Raw genomic sequence first — 23,234 nt, 5'->3', positions numbered from 1 at the left:
GAATCACTTAGTCGTTGTATAGGTGTAGATGAAGAGGTGATGGAAGCAGTATTACAAAAGGTTAGCTGCTTCTAAAAGTTCAGCTAATACTTCATCTGAATTTAAACAAATATGAATCAAGTGGGAGTGTAAATAGCAGGAAAGAGTAGGGATAATTATTGAATGAGAAAGAACCAATCTAATTCTAATTGACTACTTGTCACAGAATGAGTCATTTAGTCGTTATATATTTGAAGGCAAATGTAGGTGAAGATGACAGCCGGATAAGCTACTTTTAATTCGGGAATAATCTTTCCTTTTTGATCTTCTAGTCGTATATTTACAGTTACATGTTTATATAGTGATTACCAATAATAAGGAAAAGAGAGGTATACCAATTATGACTAAACGTATTAATTATATGAAAGAATCACCAGAATTTTTAAATAAGTTGATGGGACTTAGCATGCAAGAGAAGGAAAGTTCAATTGAAGAATCAATCCGTCATTTAGTTCACATCAGAGCTTCACAAATGAATGGATGTGGTTTTTGCTTAGATATGCACGTTAAAGAAGCTAAAATCCATGGAGAGAGAGAGTTGCGTCTTTACCACACTCCAATTTGGCGTGAATCAACACTATTTAGTCCACGTGAGCGTGCGGCACTCGCATGGACAGAGATTTTGACAAAGCTGCCTGAGCATGGTGTACCGGATGACATTTATGACCGTGTTCGTGGTCAGTTTTCAGAAAAAGAGTTATCAGATCTTACCTTCTCAATTATGGCCATTAATGCTTGGAACCGTGTTAATGTTGCTTTCAAAACGGAACCAGGTACAGCTGACCAAGCCTATGGATTAACAAAAGCGGGTCTAAGTTAAGAGTAATATGAGATAAATGTGAAATGGATCTTGAGGTAGTGGGCACATCACCTACTATAGGTGTTACACGGTTTCTGTTGAATGCCTCGAAATCTAATTCTAATTGGATGTCTGTCACAGAATAAGTCATATACTCGTTATATATTTGAAGGCAAATGCAGGTGAAGATAGCCGGATAAGGGAATTTTATTTCGGGAATAATCTTTACTGTTGGGTCTTCTAGTCGTGTATTTCCAGGTACATGTTTATACAATTATTACAACTAATAAGGAAAAGAGAGGTATACCAACTATGACTGAACGTATTAATTATATGAAAGAATCACCAGAATTTTTTAAAAAGCTGATGGGACTTAGCATGCAAGAGAAGGAAAGTTCAATTGAAGAATCAATCCGTCATTTAGTTCACATCAGAGCTTCACAAATGAATGGATGTGGTTTTTGCTTAGATATGCACGTTAAAGAAGCTAAAATCCATGGTGAGAGAGAGCTGCGTCTTTACCACACTCCAATTTGGCGTGAATCAACACTATTTAGTCCACGTGAGCGTGCGGCACTCGCATGGACAGAGATTTTGACAAAGCTGCCTGAGCATGGTGTACCAGATGACCTTTATGACCGTGTTCGTGATCAGTTTTCAGAAAAAGAGCTATCAGATCTTACCTTCTCAATTATGGCCATTAATGCTTGGAACCGTGTTAATGTTGCTTTTAAAACGGAACCAGGAACAGCTGACCAAGCCTATGGATTAACAAAAGCGGGTCTAAGCTAATAGTGATATGATCAAAATGTGAATTGAATCATGAGGTAGCGGCAGCATCACCTTTTCTGAGTGTCATGACGATTTCTGATGAAGGGCTAGTCTAATAAATTTTCATACATCAATAAAACAGAAAAAACCAGTATCTTTAGGGATATTGGTTTTTCTGTTTTTCTGATATTTATATCTATTTAGTGGAACAATCGTAAGTATTCATACATGTCCATATTAAAGTTTGAAATCAAACTTTTACTAATATATTAGATAGAATGACTGGATTGCATAGCATAGAGAATAACATCCTTAAACTCTTAGAATATTTTTTAAACTCTTTTAATTAAACACCTTGTCACAGAATAAAACACTTAGTCGTTAAATGGGTGTAGATGGAGAAATAAAGGAAGCATTATAAAGAAGGTTAGCTGCTTCCCAAAGATCAACTAATACTTCATCTGAATTTATACAATTATGAATCAAGGGTCAAGGGGGAGTGTAAAAAGTAGGGAAGAGTAGGGATAATTATTGAATGAGAACGAACCAATCTAATTCTAATTGACTACTTGTCACAGAATGAGTCATTTAGTCGTTATATATTTGAAGGCAAATGTAGGTGAAGATGACAGCTGGATTAGCAACTTTTAATTCGGTAATGATCTTTACTGTTTGCGCTCATTGAATACAATTAAACAGGAAAAGAGAGGTATACCAATTATGACTAAACGTATTAATTATATGAAAGAATCACCAGAATTTTTAAATAAGTTGATGGGACTTAGCATGCAAGAGAAGGAAAGTTCAATTGAAGAATCAATCCGTCATTTAGTTCACATCAGAGCTTCACAAATGAATGGATGTGGTTTTTGCTTAGATATGCACGTTAAAGAAGCTAAAATCCATGGTGAGAGAGAGCTGCGTCTTTACCACACTCCAATTTGGCGTGAATCAACACTATTTAGTCCACGTGAGCGCGCGGCACTCGCATGGACAGAGATTTTGACAAAGCTGCCTGAGTATGGTGTATCAGATGACCTTTATGACCGTGTTCGTGGTCAGTTTTCAGAAAAAGAGTTATCAGATCTTACCTTCTCAATTATGGCCATTAATGCTTGGAACCGTGTTAATGTTGCTTTCAAAACGGAACCAGGAACAGCTGACCAAGCCTATGGATTAACAAAAGCTGGCCTAAGCTAAGAGTTTTAAATGCCAAATATGAAACGATCTTGATAAAAGCTATACTAAGAGATTATCATATATCATTAAAACAGAAAAACCGGTACCTTTAGGGGAATTGGTTTTTCTGTTTTTCTGATTTCTATATCTTTATACTGAAACCATCATTAGTATTCAAACATGTATGTTATATTTTGGAGTTACATGAGTCATCTTTATAAAAATCAAAACGACCTACCGAACTATTTTTCATAAAGTCATGTAAGGTCTCGAAATACCAAGCAATCTTAGCAGAATTAATTTTTGGTTGGAAGACTGCAGATTTTGTGAAGCTAGCCGGTTCCTTATGGTCGAAAACTCGGATCTATTAGCCCCAAAGAAGGTTCTCCTCTCCGGCATAACCGGAAACTAAGCTGTATAAACTAAGATTGTCAGATGACGGAACTTAAGTCCGACCATTCCTTGTTTTGTAGCAACCCGTGCTTAATAAGCTGCAAGATGACATCCGTATTCTGATTCCGTGGTGGATGACGGTGTACTTGTTCATCCTTAGCTTCGGTTATCCATGTTGACAGCCTTCAAGAATTGGGAGCTTATCGCTTGTCTAATGATTTCATATAGCTGGCGTACGTGTTACATGTTCGAAGAGGGGATAATTCAATACATCGACAGGACTTTATGTTGCTTCAGATTTAGAATTTGTTTCGTATTGTCTATTGAGAACATTTGTCAATATATTCAGTAAGGAGAGGTACTGTTATGACACAACGTGTAAATTTCGCTCAGCAATCACCAGAACTCTTCAAAAAGTTTTTAGCATTTACCAACGCCTTAGGTGAAAGCTCAATTGAAGGGAAAATTATCGATCTCGTTTCGATCAGAGCTTCACAAATAAATGAGTGCGGGTTTTGTCTAGATAGGCACGTCCAGCAGGCCGAGATTCATGGCGAGAGCGAGCTACGCCTCTCTCATATTGCATCGTGGCGGGAATCGACTCTGTTTACTCCGCGGGAAAGGGCTGCTCTGACATGGACCGAAATTCTGACCAAACTGCCTAATCAAGGCGTACCCGAGGACGTGTATGACAGTGTTCGCGCTCAGTTGTCTGAAAAAGAAATCTCCGATCTTAGTTTCTTGGTCGTTTCGGTTAATGGTTGGGACCGCATAAACATCGGCTTCAAGACTGAAACGGGACGTCAAATGCGGCATTAGAATTAGAGAATAAAAGTTTGGGGGCAGTGTCACAGAATAAGTCATATAGTCGTTATATATTTGAAGGCAAATGTAGGTGAAGACAGCCGGATAAGGTATTTTTATTTCGGGAATAATCTTTACTGTTTGATCTTCTAGTCGTGTATTTACAGTTACATGTTTATATATTGATTACCAATAAAAAGGAAAAGAGAGGGATACAATTATGACTGAACGTATAAATTATATGAAAGAATCACCAGAATTTTTTAAAAAGTTGATGGGACTAAGCATGCAAGAGAAGGAAAGTTCAATTGAAGAATCAATCCGTCATTTAGTTCACATCAGAGCTTCACAAATAAATGGTTGTGGCTTTTGCTTAGATATGCACGTTAAAGAAGCTAAAATCCATGGCGAGAGAGAGCTTCGTCTTTACCACACTACAATTTGGCGTGAATCAACACTATTTAGTCCACGTGAGCGCGCGGCACTCGCATGGACAGAGATTTTGACAAAGCTGCCTGAGCATGGTGTACCAGATGACCTTTATGACCGTGTTCGTGGTCAGTTTTCAGAAAAAGAGTTATCAGATCTTACCTTCTCAATTATGGCCATTAATGCTTGGAACCGTGTTAATGTTGCTTTCAAAACCGAACCAGGAACAGCTGACCAAGCCTATGGATTAACAAAAGCTGGCCTGAGCTAAGAGTGCTATGAGCCAAATGTGAAATGGATTATAAGGTAGTGGCATCATCTACTTTACTAGGTGACATCAACAACACGATTTCTGATGAAGGGCTAGACTAATAAATTTTCAAAAATCAATAAAACAGATAAAACCGGTATCTTTAGAGATATGGGTTTTTCTGTTTTTCTGATATTTATATCTATTTTTGGAGGACAGCAAAATGGCAGAAAAAACGGCAGACCGGAGGATTCTACGAACAAAACGGATGATCTGGGATGCTCTCACCGAGTTGATGGAGGAAAAAGGGTTTGAAGGGATTACAGTCAGCGATTTAACGGAAAAAGCGAGTATTCATCGAGGCACATTTTATTTACATTTCCGAGATAAATATGATTTGTTGGAGCAAAGTGAAGCAAAGATTATTAAAGGAATACAGAATATAGTATATGCAAACAAATCACAGGAGGCGGTAAGCAATACAAATCAGGCCGAACCCTTCCCCATTTTCATGAAGCTGATCGAATACTTTCAGGAAAATTCGAGTTATATGAAGGTCATTTTAGGACCAAAAGGAGATCCGTCCTTTCAGGTCAAAATGAAGGAATTGATCAAGAAAGCCTACATCCGGAAAATAGCGGAAGAACTAAAAATTGAGGAAATGCAAGTACCAGTGGATTATTCGCTCGCATATATCAGCGCCGCTCACCTTGGTGTAATCCAGCATTGGTTCGATAGTGGGATGGAAAAATCGCCTCAGGAAATGACCTTAATTTTAGACTGTCTAGTGAAACAGTGGACTACATTTATTCGCTGCAGCAGGCAGAGGTGAATCATAGCACTCTTAAAACAATTCGAAAAATTGATTTCTACAGTTTATTTTCATCTAAAATATCAATCATTATCATTTAAAATCTTGTATTGTTTATTTTTCTGAACATTTATAACATTAAGACTGGTCTTATAATTTTTCGTAAAGAAGAATAGAAAACACTATTTAATATTGGGTCTACAAGAGGAAATCAAATATTAGGAGATTGATATTATCAGGCTGTATTTACAGGCTGATTAATATAAAAAAATATGAGGTTTACAAATGAGGAGAAAGGTACACAACACTTTCCGAATTTTAAAAGCCTATAAAATTCAAGGGGGAAATGATTTGAAGAAGAAAAAGATTAACAACTTAGCAGCAATTAGCTTGTCTGCAACTCTACTTTTTTCTGCACTGCCACCAACCGCTTCACTTGCTGTCACAAAGATTCCGGGAGATCATAGGCCTATATTAGAGCGTCTAGAACATGTTGGAAACAAAATTAACGCTAAGACAGCTTCTAGACCTGACAATGACCAGCAATTTTCTGACAACCAACTTGTGATTCACTACTCCTCACCGATTACTGAAAGCGAACATAATGAAGCTGGAGGGAAACTATTAAAAAGAATATCATCTTTAGGCTATGATGTGATAGAGGTACAAAGCGGGGCAAAGCTCGAAGATATTGCAAGAGCTTATGCAAAGTTATCAAAGGTAACTTCTATTTCAAAAAGTGCTCTCATAAAAAAACTAGTAACACCAAATTTAAAAGCCTCTAATATAATACCAACACCAGATCTAAAAGCGTCGGATATGTATCATCTCAATAATCTTAAAGTTGAACAAGCACAAAAAATCGCCGGGACAAATAAAGTTCGCGTCGGAGTTATTGATACGGGAATTGATGCCAATCATCCTGAATTAACCAATAAAATTGTTGTCAATTATAATGCAATGGATCCTATGAAAAAGGGAGCGCCTGACTCTCATGGTACCCATGTATCTGGGATCATTGCTGCCGAGAAAAATAATGAACTCGGTGGGTACGGAATCGCACCAAACTCTGAAATTGTATCCATTGACGTTTTTAACAGATCTCCGTATGGAACGGACTATGTCATAGCTGAAGGTATTTTAGAAGCAATTCGTCAAAATGTAGATGTCATGAATATGAGCTTAGGATCTTGGCAGCCCTCTCCGATCTTGAGAGATGCGGTGAAAAAGGCCGTTGATAGTGGAATCGTTATTGTGGCTGCAGCAGGTAATGACGGTTTTGAACATATAAATTATCCTGCTTCCTATGATGGCGTCATTAGCGTCGGAGCTACAGATGAGGAAAATGCCTTAACTCATTTCTCTACATACGGCCCGTCTGTCGATGTAACAGCACCTGGAAATAATATTTATTCGTCTGTCTATTCATTTGAAAAAGGCTCTTCGTTTGTAAAAATGAGCGGTACGTCAATGGCATCACCTATGGTTGCAGGGGCTGTTTCCCTATTATTATCAAAGTATCCTAATCTTACACCATATCAAGTAAACTATATCTTAACTCATACAGGAAAGGATCTTGGAGAATCAGGATATGATACCAAGTATGGGTATGGGATGATCGACCTTGTAAAGATGCTTTCCTTTGATCCTAAAACGATTCCTGCCCAGTCAGTTGTCTCAGCTGATCAGATATTAGAAAAAGCAAAAAATTTGCCTGTTACGATAGAAACTTCGGAAACAACGGTAGAAGGCAGCTTGGAAAGGCTCGAACAAACAGACTATTACAAGGTTACTGTTGAAAAAGATCAAAATGTCCAAGTAAATCTTCAAGGAGCAAGTCAATATGATTTGAAATATGAACTTAAATTCTATCCCGAAGGCGAAAATAATCCGGAGTATTCGATCGAAGTCAATGACGGAGCTGCAGGAAAACAGGAAGGTTCCTTATACAAAGCTCCAAAAAAAGGAACCGTAGTATTAGCCGTAAAAGATTCGTTTGGGCAATATGGTGAAACAGGTAATTCAAAATATACTCTGAAAGTAAGCCGCAAAGATCAGCTAAATGATGATAGTAATACAATGGAAAAACCGGTCGTACTGCGTTCACTTCCATCTACAACATCACTTTCAAATTATTATACAGATGAGTTATTATCAGCATCACCAGCGGAACGTAAAGAGCAGCCTATTCCGGGAGATTCTGATTTTTATCGATTTAAGGTTCCTGGTATTGCAGGTGATCCAGCAAAAGTAATGAAAATTAATGTATCAGGCGTAGCGGGTATGGACCCATCGCTTAAGCTTCATATGATTAAATCTGATGTAAATGAAGATGGTACAACCGTCGAAAACACCAATGTCATTGATCAATTAAACACCAAAGGGTATGGTAAGTCAGAGTCGATGTCCATTACGGTTCTTCCAGGTTCGGAATACATGGTGGAAGTGACCAATAAACCGTCCCTAAGTGATTATGAGATCTTTATTGGAAAAGAAATTGATTTTAGTAGAAACTATTCATCTCAAAATCCATATCAAGTTTCCTTTGGAATAACATCACAACCTGAAGGTGAGGATCATTTCCCTGAATCCTCGAAGGAAACCGTAACGAAAAATGCATTGGCAGAAGGAAAAATTGAGGAATATCTTGCAAAAAAGGAAGGAATTAATAGGAAATTCACAAACCTAGACTTCTCCCATGGCGGAGCAATTTCTTCATATTATGATCTTATCAATGATGTTCCTATTCCATATGAATTAGGAACAACCCGAAAAGGCTACATCCAGTACAGTAATGATGAAGATTGGATTAAAGTGACTCCAACTGAAAACTCTGTATTTGAAATGAATTTTACGAACAAAGAAGGCTACAATGTTCCAATGGTCCTTATCTTTAAGTACAATGAAAAAACGAACGATATCGATCAGATTTATCAAAGTGTGGATGAGAACGCTCTTGCTGCTGAATCAGAACTTAAAGGGATGAATCCATTTTATTTTGGTTTGAAAAAAGGTGAAACCTACTTTTTCCGTATGTCAGATGCAATATTCAGACCTAACTTTGAACCATATGAGTTCAAGATTTCACCAGCATATAGCAACGCTAATGATGCATACGAAGACAATGATACGTTTAAAACAGCAAAGACAATATCTACTGACCCAATTATAGGAAACCTATCGTCAATCGGGGATATCGATACCTTCTATTTCAAACCAGATGAAACCGATGTATACAGTGCCATTGTTCAACCAGATCCACTCCCTGAAGAATACAGTAGTGCGCAAGATGTATTGAAACAACCTTTAGATTCCACGCTTCTTATATACGAAGATACAAATGGCAATGGAAAACTAGAAGAAGACGAAGAAGGGAACCTGCGTATAGTTGAATTCGGCTATGAAAATCAACCAGAAATCGGCTCATTCCGTGCTGAAAATGGCAGAGGCTACTTCTTTAAGATTATAAACTTCAATAAAATGGTTACAACACTTATTCCTTATACGTTTACTGTAAAAAAAGCACCGGAGAATGATGAGGATGCTGGATCTGTAATGAAAAATAATGTTCCTTCTAAACCAGTTACCTTAGAAAGCTCTAATGGGGAATATACACGATCTGGTTACATTAACATGACTGAAGGAAAAGGTGATACCGACTATTACAAATTCATTCAAAAGGAGAACGGTAAACGCACTATCAAGCTAGAAGTACCATTTGACTTTGACGGAATCGTGACAGTCTACGACTCAAAAGGAACACAAATCGCAAAATCTGATTATTATGACAAAGCTGACTACGAAATTCTACAAGCTGCTCTCAAAAAAGGAACCTACTATATGAAAGTAGAAGAACAAAATGGAAATGCAAGTGCATTGCCGTATAAATTAACAGTAAAATAATGCGGTCTTGAAGCTGTCGGCTATTTTCGACAGCTTTTTTGTATGCCGGGATTTCATGAGAGTTTTGGGGGTTATACCAGCCCAAGAGTACATGGCGATTGGGTCAAGGGGGGTTATATTTCTTAAAAAACAATAGGTCGGATTATGAAGAAAATGCTAATTATCGTCCATGGTAATCTTTAAAAGAAATCCTCGTGTTCAGCCACGAGGACTTCTTTTATAATCACTATTAACATGTATCATATCAGTCACTTTTTAACCGTAAAACATACCTCTTTGTTTTTATTAATAACCAGTAGAGTCTTCTTTACCAGTGAATAAGGCAACACTTGAGCTTGAACCAATTCTTGTTGCTCCCGCCTCTACCATGGCTTCCAAATCCTTAAGATCACGGACACCGCCGGAAGCTTTTACTCCAATGTCTGGGCCTACAGCTTTTCTCATTAATGCTACATCCTCGACTGTTGCCCCATGCAAAGAAAAGCCAGTTGATGTTTTGACATAATCAGCTCCCGCTTTTACCGCTAATTCACATGCTCGAACTTTTTCTTCTTGTGTTAATAAGCTCGCCTCTATAATTACCTTAACTAATGCTTTTCCTTTTGCAACATCTATAACCACACGAATATCTTGCTCTACCAGTTCATCATTTTTATCTTTCAATGCCCCGATATTGATTACTGTATCGACTTCCGTCGCTCCATTCTCAATTGCATTTTTTGCCTCAAACGCTTTTGTTTCAGGGGTATTCGCTCCTAATGGAAACCCTATAACCGTACACACATTTACATCCGAATCGCGCAAAAGTTCCGCTGATAAGCTTACCCATGTAGGATTTACGCATACAGAGGCAAAACCAAATTGCTTTGCATCTTCACATAACTTTACAATCGCTTCTTTTTTTGTGTCCGCCTTTAATAATGTATTATCAATTAAATTTGCATATTTCAAATGAAACAGCCCCTTTCAAAATAAATAGGAATAATAGTTGTCAGACGACCAACAACAATATCCGTCTCGATTATAACAAGAAAATCCCTTATGTATATGCTTATTTTATATTTCGATAAATCGTCACATTTCATACAATTCACTTCCATTAATATTTCCACCAGATTCTATCTAGGTTTTATGGGCGTGTGGTATTCTCTAAAATAGTGGATGGTTAAAATATTATAAAAATGGATGGTTATTTTTCTGAAATGCTCTTTATTATAGGAGGGAAGATAGTACATTTCTATTAGACTTATGTTGCCGAAATTTTAAACACATCTTGTAGGAGGCTTAAAGGTATTTTTTTTATGACTGTCAGTTGGACTAAAAAAAACAAAGAGAAAAATAATATATGATATAAAAAAATAAAAAGGAGGTAGTAAATGGACTGGAAACCAGATCGAAAGGCTAAAAAAGCTATTTATAAGCAGCTTGCTGAGTATTTTGAAAATGGTATTGCGAATGGTACATTCCCGCCGGATAAACCCTTACCATCAGAACGATCCTTAGCTAAAGAACTAAATGTAAACCGAAGTACAGTTGTGTCCGCGTATGATGAGCTGGAATCAAATGGATTGATTCAAAGAAATAGAGGTAGTGGGACAACGATAAGCAAGGATATCTGGGGGATTACGAAGAAACGTATTCCAAGCTGGAACCGGTATATTGAGGCAGGGTCGTTTTTACCCAATTTACCTGTAACTCAAAGGATACGAAAAGAAGCGGTAGAACATAAACTCATTAATTTAGCTAGCGGTGAATTATCAGAAGATCTTTTTCCTTTGGATTCCTTAAGACAGATTACAACTACAAGATCATTCATTGGAAGCTTAGGTTATGATCATCCACAGGGAAACGTGATACTCAGGGAAACCATTATGAATCATGTGAAGCTATTTCGGAGAATTGAAACAGATCCTTCTTCCATATTAATTACATCTGGAGCACAACAGGCTCTTCATTTAGTGGTTCAATGTCTATTAAAGCCAGGTGACGCAGTAGCAATAGAAGATCCTTCCTATAGCTTTAATCTCCCAATTTTCAAAACTGCCGGGATAAAACCATATTATTTATCAGTAGAAAAGGATGGTATAAATCCAAATGAATTATTGGATCTATATAAGAAACATCGAATTAAAATGATATTCTTAAACCCTTCTTTTCAAAATCCCACAGGGACTTTAATTAGGGAGAAAAAGGGGAAAGCCATACTAGATATATCGTCAGAACATGGGATTCCTGTAGTGGAAGATGATCCATATAGTTTAACCTCTTTCAGAGGAGAAGAAGTTACCACACTAAAATCGATGGATGCTAATGGAAATGTCTTATATATTAGTTCTTTATCAAAGATTGTTGCTTCAGGGTTGCGAATTGGCTGGATTATTGGACCGAAGCCTGTAATTGAAAGATTATCAGATGCAAAACAACAAATAGACTTCGGACATGCTAGCTTTACTCAATGGATTGCAAATGATTTTCTGGAATCGGATAGTTTCCATGTACATATTAAAAGATTGGTGAAAGAGTTAGAAAAACGAAGGGATCAAATTGTCACTAGTTTTGATTTTTATTTAAAGGATCAAATTGAATTTGCTATTCCAGAGGGAGGCATTCATATATGGTGCAAGGTTAAAAAGGATTTTAATGAAATAGAATTATTGGAAGAATCGATTAAAAGAGGAGTCATATATGTTCCAGGCTATACGATGGGATCCAAAAAGGGATATGTCCGTTTTACCTTCGCAAGGGAAGATGAGGAATCCATTCATGAAGGAATTAAAAGATTTGCAGATGCACTAAATTCTCTTTAAAAAGATTAACCACGATTTTACTAGGAATCATGATTTTGATCATGGTTCTTTTTTACATTGAGTAATAATGGATGGTTAAAAAAGTATAAGATTGGAGGGTTATAAATTTTCTAAGTCCTATATTATGGAGTAGTGGATTTTATTAAATGGTCTACTCATATGGAAAATAATTCTTTAATGTGTAATTTGATTCACAATTATCTCTTCACCATATAGTTACTTTATTTCAATTCACTATTTATTTTAATTCGATTGGAGAAAAGGAAAATGAATAAAATCAATCTGATTAAGCATCGGAAAGCATTAAATCATATCGTGCCCTATACCCCAGGAAAACCCCTATGGGAAGTTCAAAGGGAATTAGGATTGACAAGAGTGATTAAATTGGCTTCAAACGAAAATCCAATTGGACCGTCACCGATTGCCCTTGAAACAATCTCAAATAGTCTTTGCGAACTTAATCGTTATCCTGATGCACATGCAGTCGAGTTGAAGACAGCGATTGGTTCTAATCTATCCCTGACTGCTGAGCAGTTAATTGTTACCAATGGGGCAGATGAATTAATAACCTTAATCTCAGAAACCTATCTTGAACCAGATGATGAAATTATTGTCCCTTCTCCATCCTTTAGTGAATATGATTTCGGTGCACACCTGATGGGGGCAAAAGTTGTACCAGTTCCTCTAGATCATGAGTACCAATTTAATTTAGATATGATTTTATCGGCTGTTACAGATCGAACCAAATTGGTTTACATTTGTTCCCCAAATAATCCGACAGGTACCTATTTTCCGAAAAATATGTTAGAACAACTGCTTCAATCATTGCCAAATCATATTTTAGTAGTTTTTGATAGTGCCTATAGCCATTTTGCAACTAACAAGGATTACACAGATGGTTTAGAGTATGTCCGTTCTGGTTATCCAATTATCGTTTTACAAACCTTTTCAAAAATATATGGACTTGCTGGTTTGAGAGTAGGTTTTGGTGCGGCACCAGAAAGTATTATTCAAAGTATCGTACATGTAAAAGAGCCGTTTAATGTCAATAGTATCGCACAAATTGCAGCCACTGCAGCGATTAGTGACCAAGAACATTTAGAAGAGTCAATAAAAGTAAATACTGAAGGACGGGAACAGTTATATAAAGCATTTACAGAGCTAGGATTGCGTTTTACTGAGAGCATGAGTAATTTCATACTAGTTTACTTAGGGAAGAATGCTATGGAAATTTATCAACAACTTCTATCTAAAGGTATTATCGTTCGTTATGGCGATACTTGGGGATTGCCGGAACATATCCGTATATCAATTGGAACTTCAGAAGAAAATTATATATTAATAGAAGCAATTAGTTCAATCCTTTTAAACTTACAGTTATATAACTTTAAAGAAGAACAAAAATGAACGAACTTGTAGCATATTTAAACGATAAAAGAACCGGTTGGGGGAAGAACATATTCTTGCTGATTCTTCAGTGTGTGATTGCAGTGGAGATCCTGATTTGGATTGCTGTATTTCCAATGTTATTTGAAAACCTTTCATTTAATCTATCAAAATACTTGATGGCCATCTATAAATTAAATGTAAGAGTTTTTACATTGAGTGATTTTTTTATTGCAGACGGTAAACATTCTCTTTTCCCAGATATTATTTATAGATATTTAGATTCAATGAAAATACTTGGCCTGGGAATTATGGCCTCCTTCTGCATCTCATTGGTTGTTTCATATATTTTCTTGATTTTTTTCAAAAATAAAATCAATTATTTTAAAAGCTTTCTAGAAATATTGGAAGCAATCCCTGACCTTATGTTGGTACTATTTCTTCAATTTACCGTCATTTTCATTTATCAAAAAACCGGTATTAAGATAGCTCAAGTGGTGACAGTGCAGGAGAAAGCGATTCTCCTGCCAGTAATCAGCTTAAGTGTTCCGGTTAGCTTTTTCATGACAAAAGTGATCTTTCTCTCCATCGAAGCAGAATTGGAGAAGCAGTATGTTATGTTAGCAAAAGCAAAAGGCTTTACCCTCCCGTATATTTTAAAGTTCCATGTTCTTAGAAATATTGCTGATGGATTGTTTGGGACTTCAAAGACCATTTTTTGGACAATGCTTTCCACGCTAGTTGTGGTAGATTACTTGTTTAATATGAATGGTCTCTTGCGGATTATGTTGACGAGCACGGATCCATTCTTTATCGGCTGCATCTTAATTTTTGTTCCCTTTTTTATTGTTTACCGTATTTACGATTAGATAAGCTTCGACATGAGAAAGGATAGTTAGACCTATGATCAGATTTTTATTAAAAAAGAAAAGGTTCGTACTGAGTACGCTTTTCCTGATCACCTTATTTACTTGGAGCATTTTAAATACCGTGTTGAATAATGGGGAAATTAGAGTTGTAAGAATTCATACGGATGAAAAGGGGAATGTGCTGGATGCGCCTCCGTTTCCACCGCTAACGGAATTTCTGCTCGGATCTGACCGATTTGGATGGGATTTAGGAATGATGATGATTGAAGGAGCCAAATGGACGATTGGAATTACTATTTTGGTTACAGCACTTCGAATGATTTTCTCGATTATCGTTAGTTCATTCACTTACTCTTTAGAGCATCGGTTATATAACGGATTGAAAACTATTTTTGAACCATTTTCGATAGTCCCTCAGACCATCATTGTTTATTTTATCCTATATAGTGTTCTATGGATGCCCAAAGGTGGATTTCCAATCCCTTTTTGGGAGCGGGCTGTTTTTCAGACGGTCATTCTTGTCACTGTGGCTATTCCCAATTTAACTATCCATCTTTCCAATGAACTGCGTGTGGTTTCAAAAGAGACATTTATCGAGGCGTCTAGAATTTTAGGATCAAGTAAAAAGTATATCTTTTTTAAGCATATGATTCCTCATGTATATGAAAAATGGATTCTGTTATTTGGCCAGCAATTTATCCAAACTCTCCAGTTATTAGCGCATCTTGGGTTTATGAGCCTTTTCTTTGGAGGGACCTCTGTTCCCTATGGTGACATCGATGTAGAACTGCCTCACTCTGTTTCGTATGAATGGTCGGGTGTCATAGGTGGAAATATAAGCTATCTTTATAGCAATCAATGGATTATCTTAGTACCCATCGGATTTTTTATCCTCACGGCAGTTTGTGTAGCGTTAATAAAACAAAGCATGGAAGCTTTTTTAAAAAAAGAAGGTGGTACAAGATCAATTAAATAAGAAGTCTACGTGCATGCGAAATTGCTGCTAAAGCCGGAGCATCAGGGACAGGTCTAGTCCTGCGGGTGAGATATTTGGATAATAAATAAAATTTTAATATGAATCTATATATATATTACCCAATCGTTAGAAATTGGGACCGAGTAGGAGGTCAATTATATGATAAATGAAAGTGTAAGAGTTGCAGTTATTCAAGACCGGATGTTTTTAAATTAATAGTTAACAAAGAGAAGCAAGAGAGCATCGGGTGGAGGAAATAACATTTTCTATCCTAAAATAAAAGTCATTTTCTAACTATAGAAAATGGCTTTTTTACAAATAGAGGAGGTAAAATTGTGGAATTTATAGTTAAGATTTGTATATGCTTTTTCTTCGTTTTCCTACTGTAAGAAGGAATAAAAGATCCATTAAGTTAATGTTTTATATAATCAGTTTTTTTATCTTATTTCTTAATCAATTCAATCGAAAATGTTGTATTGTGAATAATTCGGAATACTTTTACTATTGTGTTAACCTTCAAAAAATTCAAAGGAGGTCTATTTTTTTTTAGTAAAAAGGTTGTATTAACCCTGCAACTTCGAAGGCTATGGGTTATCCAACAAAAAGATGAGAGGAGTTCACCCCATTTTGAAAAAAAGAATAAGTAGGTTGCATTTTTCTTTAAGTTTACTAGTGTCTTTCATTCTCTTTATCAGCCTTGTTCTTCCCAATATCGCAGTAGCACAGGGAGGTTCTATAGAGAGTAAGCCAATATCGGCAATTAAAAACACATCTATTGAAAATAAAGTAGATTCTAAGCTTATTAAACAATTTAAGGATCAGGATCAGATCACATTCCTATTAAAGTTTCAGGATCAGGTTGATACAACGAAAGTAGCAATGGAAGCAGCAGAAAAAGCGAAAAAACAAAAACTAACTGCAGCAAAAACAGAACTTCAAGTCCGTTCTACTGTAGTTACGTCCTTAAGAAATACCGCAATGGAAACTCAGACGGAAGTAATGGATTATCTTGAGAACGAAAAGCAAAGAGGAGAAGTTGAAAGCATCCAATCGTTCTATGTTGTGAATGCGATAGCGGTAACAGCAACCAAGGCTGTAATGGACAAATTGGCAGCATTCCCGGAGGTAGCAAAAATTCTTCCAAATGAAACGCGGCAAATAATCACACCGATCCAACCTAAGGTAAAAAAGACCAATCTAAATTCATCAACGGTTGAATGGGGAGTTGAAAAAGTCGGAGCCCCCCAGGTATGGGATATGGGAATCGATGGAGCAGGAATTGTGGTAGCTAGTATTGATACAGGTGTTCAGTGGGACCATCCTGCCTTAATAGAAAAATACCGAGGATACAATCGATCCAATCCAAATCAACCAGATCATCAATTTAATTGGTTTGATGCCATCGGAGGAAAAGAAACCCCGTATGATGATAATAACCATGGTACACATACGGTTGGTACTATGGTCGGCTCTGAGCCTGATGGGAGTAACCAAATTGGTGTTGCCCCTGGTGCAAAATGGATTGGGGTTAAAGCATTATCTGGCGAGGGTATTGGTTATGATGTCGATTTTCTCGAAGCTGGCGAGTGGATCTTGGCACCAAAAGATTCTGAAGGTAATCCGCATCCCGAATTAGCCCCGGATGTCGTAAACAACTCCTGGGGAGGTGGCCCTGGACTAGATGAATGGTATCGCCCCATGGTTCAAAATTGGAGGGCTGCCAATATCTTCCCAGTATTTGCAGCTGGCAATCTCGGTTCTAACGGGGAAGAATGGGTTTCCTTTCCTGCAAACTATCCAGAATCTTTTGCAGTTGCAGCAACAGATGATCACAATGACTTGGCGTGGTTCTCTTCCCGTGGACCAGCTCCATATGACGAATTAAAACCAGATATTTCTGCACCAGGTGTCAATATCCGCTCAGCCATACCTTCCAATAACTATGAACTGATGAGTGGTACATCAATGGCAGCACCTCATATTTCGGGAGTAGTAGCTTTGTTAAAGCAAGCAAATGCATCCTACTCAATTGACCAAATTGAGGAAATACTGTTCAAATCGGCAATCCCATTGACAAACACAGAATTTCCGTCGTCCCCTAACCATGGGTATGGACATGGACTTGTTAACGCCTACAATGCAATAAAAACTATTAATAATGGATTTGGGAAAATTGAAGGTTCAGTCGTATATGATGGAAAAGATAAAGCAAATCCAACTTATCAGCATACCTCTCCAGATTTTGTATACGACCGGGTAGTGCTGCCATTAATAGTGGAAGTGCAAGACAACATCAGTGTAGAGACTGTAGAAATTCAGTATTTAGCTGGTCAACAAATGAAGACGGTAAAAGCAACGAGAACAGCTGGTGATTTTAGGAGTGGGACGTATCAAGCTGTAGTTCCAGGTAATGATGTAAAGAAAGAGATGGGTACGTTTACGTATAAATGGAAAATGGTCGATTATGCACAAAATCAAGTAACTTCTCCGGAGTTTAAGGTAGAAGTTAAGCCTGCGATTACAATTGGTTATTATCAAGATTTAGAAGCTGTTCCTGAAGGCTGGTATTCAGAAGGATTAAAAAACAATTGGAAATGGGGCAGCCCAGAAGCAGGACCTGGCCAGGCTTTCTCAGGAAAAAACGTATACTATAGTAAAGAAATCCCCCGTGAATATGACGGTATATTTGAAACGTTATCGTATCTCCATATGCCTCCGATCGACATACCAGAAGGTGGTAATTCGTACCTGCAGTTTAAACAGTGGTATGACTTTAGTCCAGAGGGTATCGATCGTTCAATCGATTTTGGAGCAGTCCTTGTCTCTACCGACCGCAAAAACTGGGAATTAGTGACAAGAACGGAGGCCACTAAATATGGTGAAAATGGGATACCAATTGAGTATACTACTGATGGATGGATTGATGAAGAAGTAGATCTTTCGGCATATGCTGGAAAGCGAATTTATATCAGCTTCTATATGTTTACAAAACAAACAGGATTTGAAACAAGAACTTATGATGGCTGGTACTTGGATGATATATCCTTAACAGACAAACCACTAGTGGGTAGTAAGGTGAAAAGGACAACGGGAGAAATTCATACAAAAGAACTAGCATATACTAATTTTTTAGCTCCGACAGCTACATTGGTTGAGAATACTTCTAGTCATCCGGATGTATTGCCAATGGGTGCAACGGTAACGCTAGTGGACTCTGGATACTCAGTTGCAACTAATCCTGCAAATGGAAGGTTCTCCATATCGCATTATGCAGGGGAATTCACTATTCGTGCTGAGGCATATGGTTTTCATTCCAAAGACCAACCTGTTTCAATTCCAAAAGAAGGGACCGTCGAAGCAAACATTAATCTTCAACCCTTAGGGAAAGGAACAGTAAAAGGGGTCGTCAAGGATCAAACGACAGGGAAACCACTATCAGATGCTATCATCACTTTAGTAGAGGATGCCGCCATTACTCCTGTGAAAACGGATAGTAATGGAAGATTTACACTTACAGCCTATGAAGGTACCTATACGTTACATGTGTTCAAGAAAGATTATGTTTATCATGATTACTCCATTACACTCCTGCCGAAAAGGAAAATCAAACAGAATGTTGAATTGGAAAGATTTTTGGGAACTCCTGGAGAAATTGGCTATGATGATGGAACTTCGGAAGAATCATGGTATTGGAACGATGCTAATAATGGCTTTGCGATTAGAATGTCATTGGAAGAAGGCGTCATGAAATCTTGGCTGACAGGCGGACTCTTTAAAGTGAATACAGAATATCCTTACGGGGGGACTAGATTTCAAGTAGCCGTTTATGATTCAACCGGTGCTAACGGAGCTCCTGGTAAAAAAATCGCCGGTCCGTTTGAAGCAGTTGCCCGGACTGATGGGGAATGGACTCATGTCGATTTAGCGGATAAAAACATTTTTGTCACGGAAGATTTCTATCTAGTCTATATACAGCCTGACACTGCTGCCTCCCGTACAATACCAAGTCTCAAAAGTGATCAAAATAGCCCTTTCCATGACCGAAATTGGTTTCTGTATAATGGAACTTGGGCACACAATACGGATCCACAATATGGTAACATGATGATTCGAGCAGTCATGAACAATGAGATTTCAGGATCTGTGATTGAAACACCTAAGGATAATACGCATCCCAATAAAGCTATGGTTAAAGTAAAGGGGAATGCGATTCCAACTATTCAAGGTCAAGGCAAATAAATTTTTGTCAATGGAGAAATTTATTGAAATAGCTTGAAAGTTATGAAAGGAGGAGTGACAGTTCACCATCCATACAAATGCGTGAGCTGTCGCTTATCATTATCATGGGATGGTTATGCGGTTCAAATCCAGTTTTTTTCGATAGATGAAGCGGTGGAAAAGGCCTTTCGTTCCAAAATTGCAATACCTATTAAGAATGTAACAGGAAATGATCGTACAAATTTAAGGAGTTCATATGTCACAAAATTTCCCTTTAACTCGTTTTATTTATAGAACCTCTTCGAATTAAGCTCTTTGAGAAGAATGGGAGTGGGAATAACCAAGAATTGTATAAGCAATAAAGGATTGCTTTTTAAACTCGCCTACTTATCAGGATGAAATTGAGAAAGATAGACGAATAGTACAATTCTATATAAGCAAAGGGGTAAAAAATCTTGGAATTAAGACAATTAGAATACTTCATGACCCTATGTGAAGAGCTGCATTTTACAAAGACGGCTGAAAAACTAAGAATTGGACAACCTACCTTAAGCTATCAAATGAAAGCGCTAGAGGATGAACTGGGTGTTCGTTTATTTGATCGTTTAGGTAAAAAATTAGCGATCACGGAAGCCGGTGAAATCCTTCTTCAACAATGCAAAAAAGTGTTCGAAAATTTAAAATTTGCCACGGAACAAATAGAAGAGCTGCAAAAGGTGAAAAGAGGGAAATTAGTGATAGGGGCACTTTCTGGTGACTTAAGTCTTATAGCCTCTAAGGTTTTGTTAGAGTTTCATGAAGTGTTCCCTCACGTCCAGATCCAGTTTTTCTCGATAGATGACCCGGTAGAAAAGGTAAAACGAAATGAAATTGATTTGGCTCTAACTTTCATGCCAAGACCAGAGGAGAGTTTTGTCCAAATTCCTTTATACAAGGATGGATTCTATTTTGTCGCGCGAACGGACCATGCTTGGTCTGATAGGGACGAAATTGAGTTTTATGAAATTCAGAATATTCCACTAATATTAAATCCAATAGATCATTGTTTTAGGAAATTACTTACGGATGCGTGTCTATCTGCCGGGATTGTCCTCCAGCCTATCATTGAATCAACCGATTCAAAGACGATATTGGATCTAGTCGAGGAAGGGATAGGGGCTTCCGTTTTATCTGGTACACTCTTTTCCCTGGAAAATACAGGGAGTTTAAAGGCTATCAAAATGACAAATCCAGCTATCATCAAGGAAGTATCTATTGTCCACCATAAACAAAAATATATTGGAACCGCTGCAAAAGGATTTATCGAAATATTAGTGAACTTTATAAATGAGAATAAGGCTTTAGAGGAGAGGTATAAAGAAACACAGTTACCCATAGCTTGAGAATAGAATCCGGCATAAAGTTTGGTTAAATAGTAAACTGTTAATTCATTAACAATTTGAAAGTGGTCCATATAAAATTGGAGAAATGGAATCTTTTTGACCAATCCCTTTGTTAAAAAATACTCTAATGATTCATGGAAAAAATTTTAAGACTGTCACAATAACTATAAGTCTCTAACAAGGCGGGAGAATATGGAGCAAGTACTAACTACACTGAATAAATCAGACATTGAATTTCATCCAGGCCAAATTAGGTTTAAAGGGGAACGTTTTATTCTGATGAATGCCGAAGCATTAGGAATACTTAGTCGTGACCTTATTTCTACATTAGGGCGGGAAAGAGCAAAGGCGTTCCTCCTTCGTTATGGATGGGAATGCGGATATAAAGATTCAATTTCAATAAAAAAACTTTTTCCTAATGCGTCGCTTGAATTCCTCCATAAACAAGCTCCAATTTTTCATATGCAAGAAGGCGTAGTTCAAGTTGATTTACAAGGTCTTAGTGTGGATTATGAACAGAATAAGTTTTATATGGAAGGTGTTTGGTTAAATTCTTATGAAGTAGATCAACATATTAAACATTTCGGTTTAGTCAAAGATCCAGTGTGCTGGACATTAATTGGATATGCAAGTGGGGTATCAACGGGGATTTTCGGACGGAAAATATATTATAAAGAAGTGACTTGTGTTGCTCGTGGGGATGCTGAGTGCCGGTTTGTTGGAAGAACTGTTGGAGAGTGGGGAAAAGATATTGAACTTGAACTTTCATATTATGGGGATAACAAAATTGCCGAGGAATTAGATGAGGCACATCGGCATATTCAAAAACAGCATACGATGTTACAACGAATTATGGACATACATGAACAGCTAAACCGAATGGATCTTTCAGGGCAGAGCAGGCAAGAAGTAGTGGATAAAATTGGGCTAATGCTTAATTCAACTGTAATTGTTCAAGATAAATATTTTCGTCCGCTTTCTTGGTGGCTGTCAAACAAGGGAAATTCAGGTATAGATTCATACCTCATCAAACCGGATAAGGATCTTTCTTCAGAATTTTTCTTGAAGCTTAGACAGTTAGATGAGGAAAAATTTGCCAAGGATTTTATCGTCTCGGATGAACCAATGTTTCTTAACAGGACCATTGCGCCGATTGTTCTTGGCGATGAGATTATGGGATATTTATCCGTCATTCATAATGATGGAACAGATATAGAATTAAGAAAAATGATTACCGAGCGCGCTGCTTCTATTTTGGCAGTAGATTCATTGAAAGAAAAAACTGCACTGAATACCGAACATAAATTAAAAGGTGAATTTCTTGAAGAATTGTTATCTGGAACAACCCCTTATGAACAATTAGTTAAGCGTGCATGTTTTATGGGATATGATTTTGGAAATCCACACCGATTTATGCTTGTGAAAATGATTCAACCGGGAAACAATAATGCCTTGATAGAAAATCAAGATTTGCGTATGAATCTTCGTAATGAATTGTTAAATATTATTCGAACCAATTTCCATTCTTCTCCTAAAGGTGCTTTAATTGTAGAGCGAAGAGGGGAGATTATCCTTTTGGGTCCTTCAGATCCAAATGGATTAGTTTTCCGAAAGATAGCAAAAATCCTACAAGACCGAGAACAGCAATTATTTGAAAATATTAAAACTTCCATTTGTATTAGTCGTGAGGCGCTGTCCATTGAAGTACTTCAGACCTTATTTGAAGAATGTTCAAACATGTCGAAGGTTATGACTCGCTTAGGTCGTACGGGCGAAATATTTTTAGTAGAAGAAATGAACATATTTGACCTACTATATGCAGGCTCTGCTCAAGAACAACTTCTTACCTATGCAACTAGAACGCTAGAAAAGCTTCTCAAATATGATGAAGAAAGCGGCGGAACGACACTCATTTCTACTCTTCACACCTTCCTTGCAAACGAATGCAATCTTCAAAGAACAGCAAAGGAACTGAATGTTTCACTAAGTGGTTTGAAATATAGAGTGCAGAGATTAAAAGATATTGGAGAAATTGATTTTAATCATGCAGATCAAAAATTTAATCTTCAACTTGCTTTAAGGGTTCTGAATGCTAATGGAAAAATTAATCTATTAGAAGTATAAAATGCATACAGAAATGATTATTCTTCTTTTCAATAAAAGATGACTTTAACTTAGAAAATCAGGCAAATGGTAAACTAAACAAATATATTAGGAG

15 protein-coding genes are annotated in these 23,234 nt (G+C 37.2%); 14 read left to right on the top strand and 1 reads right to left on the bottom strand.

Annotation, left to right across the window (positions count from 1 at the left end; translation table 11 throughout):
* Nucleotides 1–379 precede the first annotated feature (379 nt).
* The 7 genes from AC4QJR_RS16040 to AC4QJR_RS16010 all read left to right on the top strand — a co-directional run bounded on the left by AC4QJR_RS16040 (nucleotide 380) and on the right by AC4QJR_RS16010 (nucleotide 9,378).
* Nucleotides 380–859: a carboxymuconolactone decarboxylase family protein gene (locus tag AC4QJR_RS16040; RefSeq protein ID WP_496523482.1), complete on the top strand. Its 480-nt coding sequence runs from the start codon at nucleotides 380–382 to the stop codon at nucleotides 857–859.
* Nucleotides 860–1,150: 291 nt separating this feature from the next.
* A complete protein-coding gene (locus AC4QJR_RS16035) occupies nucleotides 1,151–1,630 on the top strand; it encodes a carboxymuconolactone decarboxylase family protein (RefSeq protein ID WP_496523481.1) in 480 nt (159 codons plus the stop codon).
* 699 nt (nucleotides 1,631–2,329) lie between these two features.
* Complete coding sequence (locus tag AC4QJR_RS16030; RefSeq protein ID WP_496523480.1) at nucleotides 2,330–2,809, top strand: carboxymuconolactone decarboxylase family protein; 480 nt, start codon at nucleotides 2,330–2,332, stop codon at nucleotides 2,807–2,809.
* A gap of 738 nt (nucleotides 2,810–3,547) precedes the next feature.
* A complete protein-coding gene (locus tag AC4QJR_RS16025) occupies nucleotides 3,548–4,000 on the top strand; it encodes a carboxymuconolactone decarboxylase family protein (protein WP_496523479.1) in 453 nt (150 codons plus the stop codon).
* Nucleotides 4,001–4,205: 205 nt separating this feature from the next.
* Nucleotides 4,206–4,685, top strand: a complete 480-nt coding sequence (locus AC4QJR_RS16020; RefSeq protein WP_496523478.1) for a carboxymuconolactone decarboxylase family protein — start codon at nucleotides 4,206–4,208, stop codon at nucleotides 4,683–4,685.
* Between the two features lie 202 nt (nucleotides 4,686–4,887).
* The gene (locus tag AC4QJR_RS16015) at nucleotides 4,888–5,496 is read left to right on the top strand and encodes a TetR/AcrR family transcriptional regulator (protein ID WP_496523477.1); all 609 of its coding nucleotides are present in this window, start codon (nucleotides 4,888–4,890) and stop codon (nucleotides 5,494–5,496) included.
* Nucleotides 5,497–5,826: 330 nt separating this feature from the next.
* Complete coding sequence (locus AC4QJR_RS16010) at nucleotides 5,827–9,378, top strand: S8 family peptidase (RefSeq protein ID WP_496523476.1); 3,552 nt, start codon at nucleotides 5,827–5,829, stop codon at nucleotides 9,376–9,378.
* Nucleotides 9,379–9,663: 285 nt separating this feature from the next.
* Here the strand turns inward: AC4QJR_RS16010 and deoC are convergent, their stop codons facing one another.
* Nucleotides 9,664–10,329 (bottom strand): deoxyribose-phosphate aldolase, encoded by a 666-nt coding sequence (gene deoC, locus AC4QJR_RS16005; protein WP_496523475.1) that lies wholly within the window; start codon nucleotides 10,327–10,329, stop codon nucleotides 9,664–9,666.
* 425 nt (nucleotides 10,330–10,754) lie between these two features.
* On the opposite strand from deoC, the gene pdxR reads away from it, so the two are divergent.
* From pdxR to AC4QJR_RS15970, 7 genes are all read left to right on the top strand, one after another.
* Nucleotides 10,755–12,185: a MocR-like pyridoxine biosynthesis transcription factor PdxR gene (pdxR, locus tag AC4QJR_RS16000; RefSeq protein WP_496523474.1), complete on the top strand. Its 1,431-nt coding sequence runs from the start codon at nucleotides 10,755–10,757 to the stop codon at nucleotides 12,183–12,185.
* Nucleotides 12,186–12,452: 267 nt separating this feature from the next.
* Nucleotides 12,453–13,592, top strand: a complete 1,140-nt coding sequence (gene hisC, locus AC4QJR_RS15995; protein WP_496523473.1) for a histidinol-phosphate transaminase — start codon at nucleotides 12,453–12,455, stop codon at nucleotides 13,590–13,592.
* Nucleotides 13,589–14,440: an ABC transporter permease subunit gene (locus AC4QJR_RS15990; protein WP_496523472.1), complete on the top strand. Its 852-nt coding sequence runs from the start codon at nucleotides 13,589–13,591 to the stop codon at nucleotides 14,438–14,440. The genes hisC and AC4QJR_RS15990 overlap by 4 nt, the downstream gene beginning before the upstream one ends.
* Before the next feature lie 34 nt (nucleotides 14,441–14,474).
* A complete protein-coding gene (locus AC4QJR_RS15985) occupies nucleotides 14,475–15,416 on the top strand; it encodes a peptide ABC transporter permease (protein WP_496523471.1) in 942 nt (313 codons plus the stop codon).
* Nucleotides 15,417–16,043: 627 nt separating this feature from the next.
* Nucleotides 16,044–19,655: a S8 family serine peptidase gene (locus AC4QJR_RS15980; protein ID WP_496523470.1), complete on the top strand. Its 3,612-nt coding sequence runs from the start codon at nucleotides 16,044–16,046 to the stop codon at nucleotides 19,653–19,655.
* A gap of 434 nt (nucleotides 19,656–20,089) precedes the next feature.
* A complete protein-coding gene (locus AC4QJR_RS15975; protein WP_496523469.1) occupies nucleotides 20,090–21,016 on the top strand; it encodes a LysR family transcriptional regulator in 927 nt (308 codons plus the stop codon).
* A gap of 192 nt (nucleotides 21,017–21,208) precedes the next feature.
* The gene (locus AC4QJR_RS15970; RefSeq protein ID WP_496523468.1) at nucleotides 21,209–23,140 is read left to right on the top strand and encodes a XylR N-terminal domain-containing protein; all 1,932 of its coding nucleotides are present in this window, start codon (nucleotides 21,209–21,211) and stop codon (nucleotides 23,138–23,140) included.
* Nucleotides 23,141–23,234: the final 94 nt, after the last annotated feature.

The sequence above is a fragment of the Neobacillus sp. BP17 genome (assembly GCF_059579525.1).
This window is presented reverse-complemented; position numbering and strand designations above follow the sequence as displayed.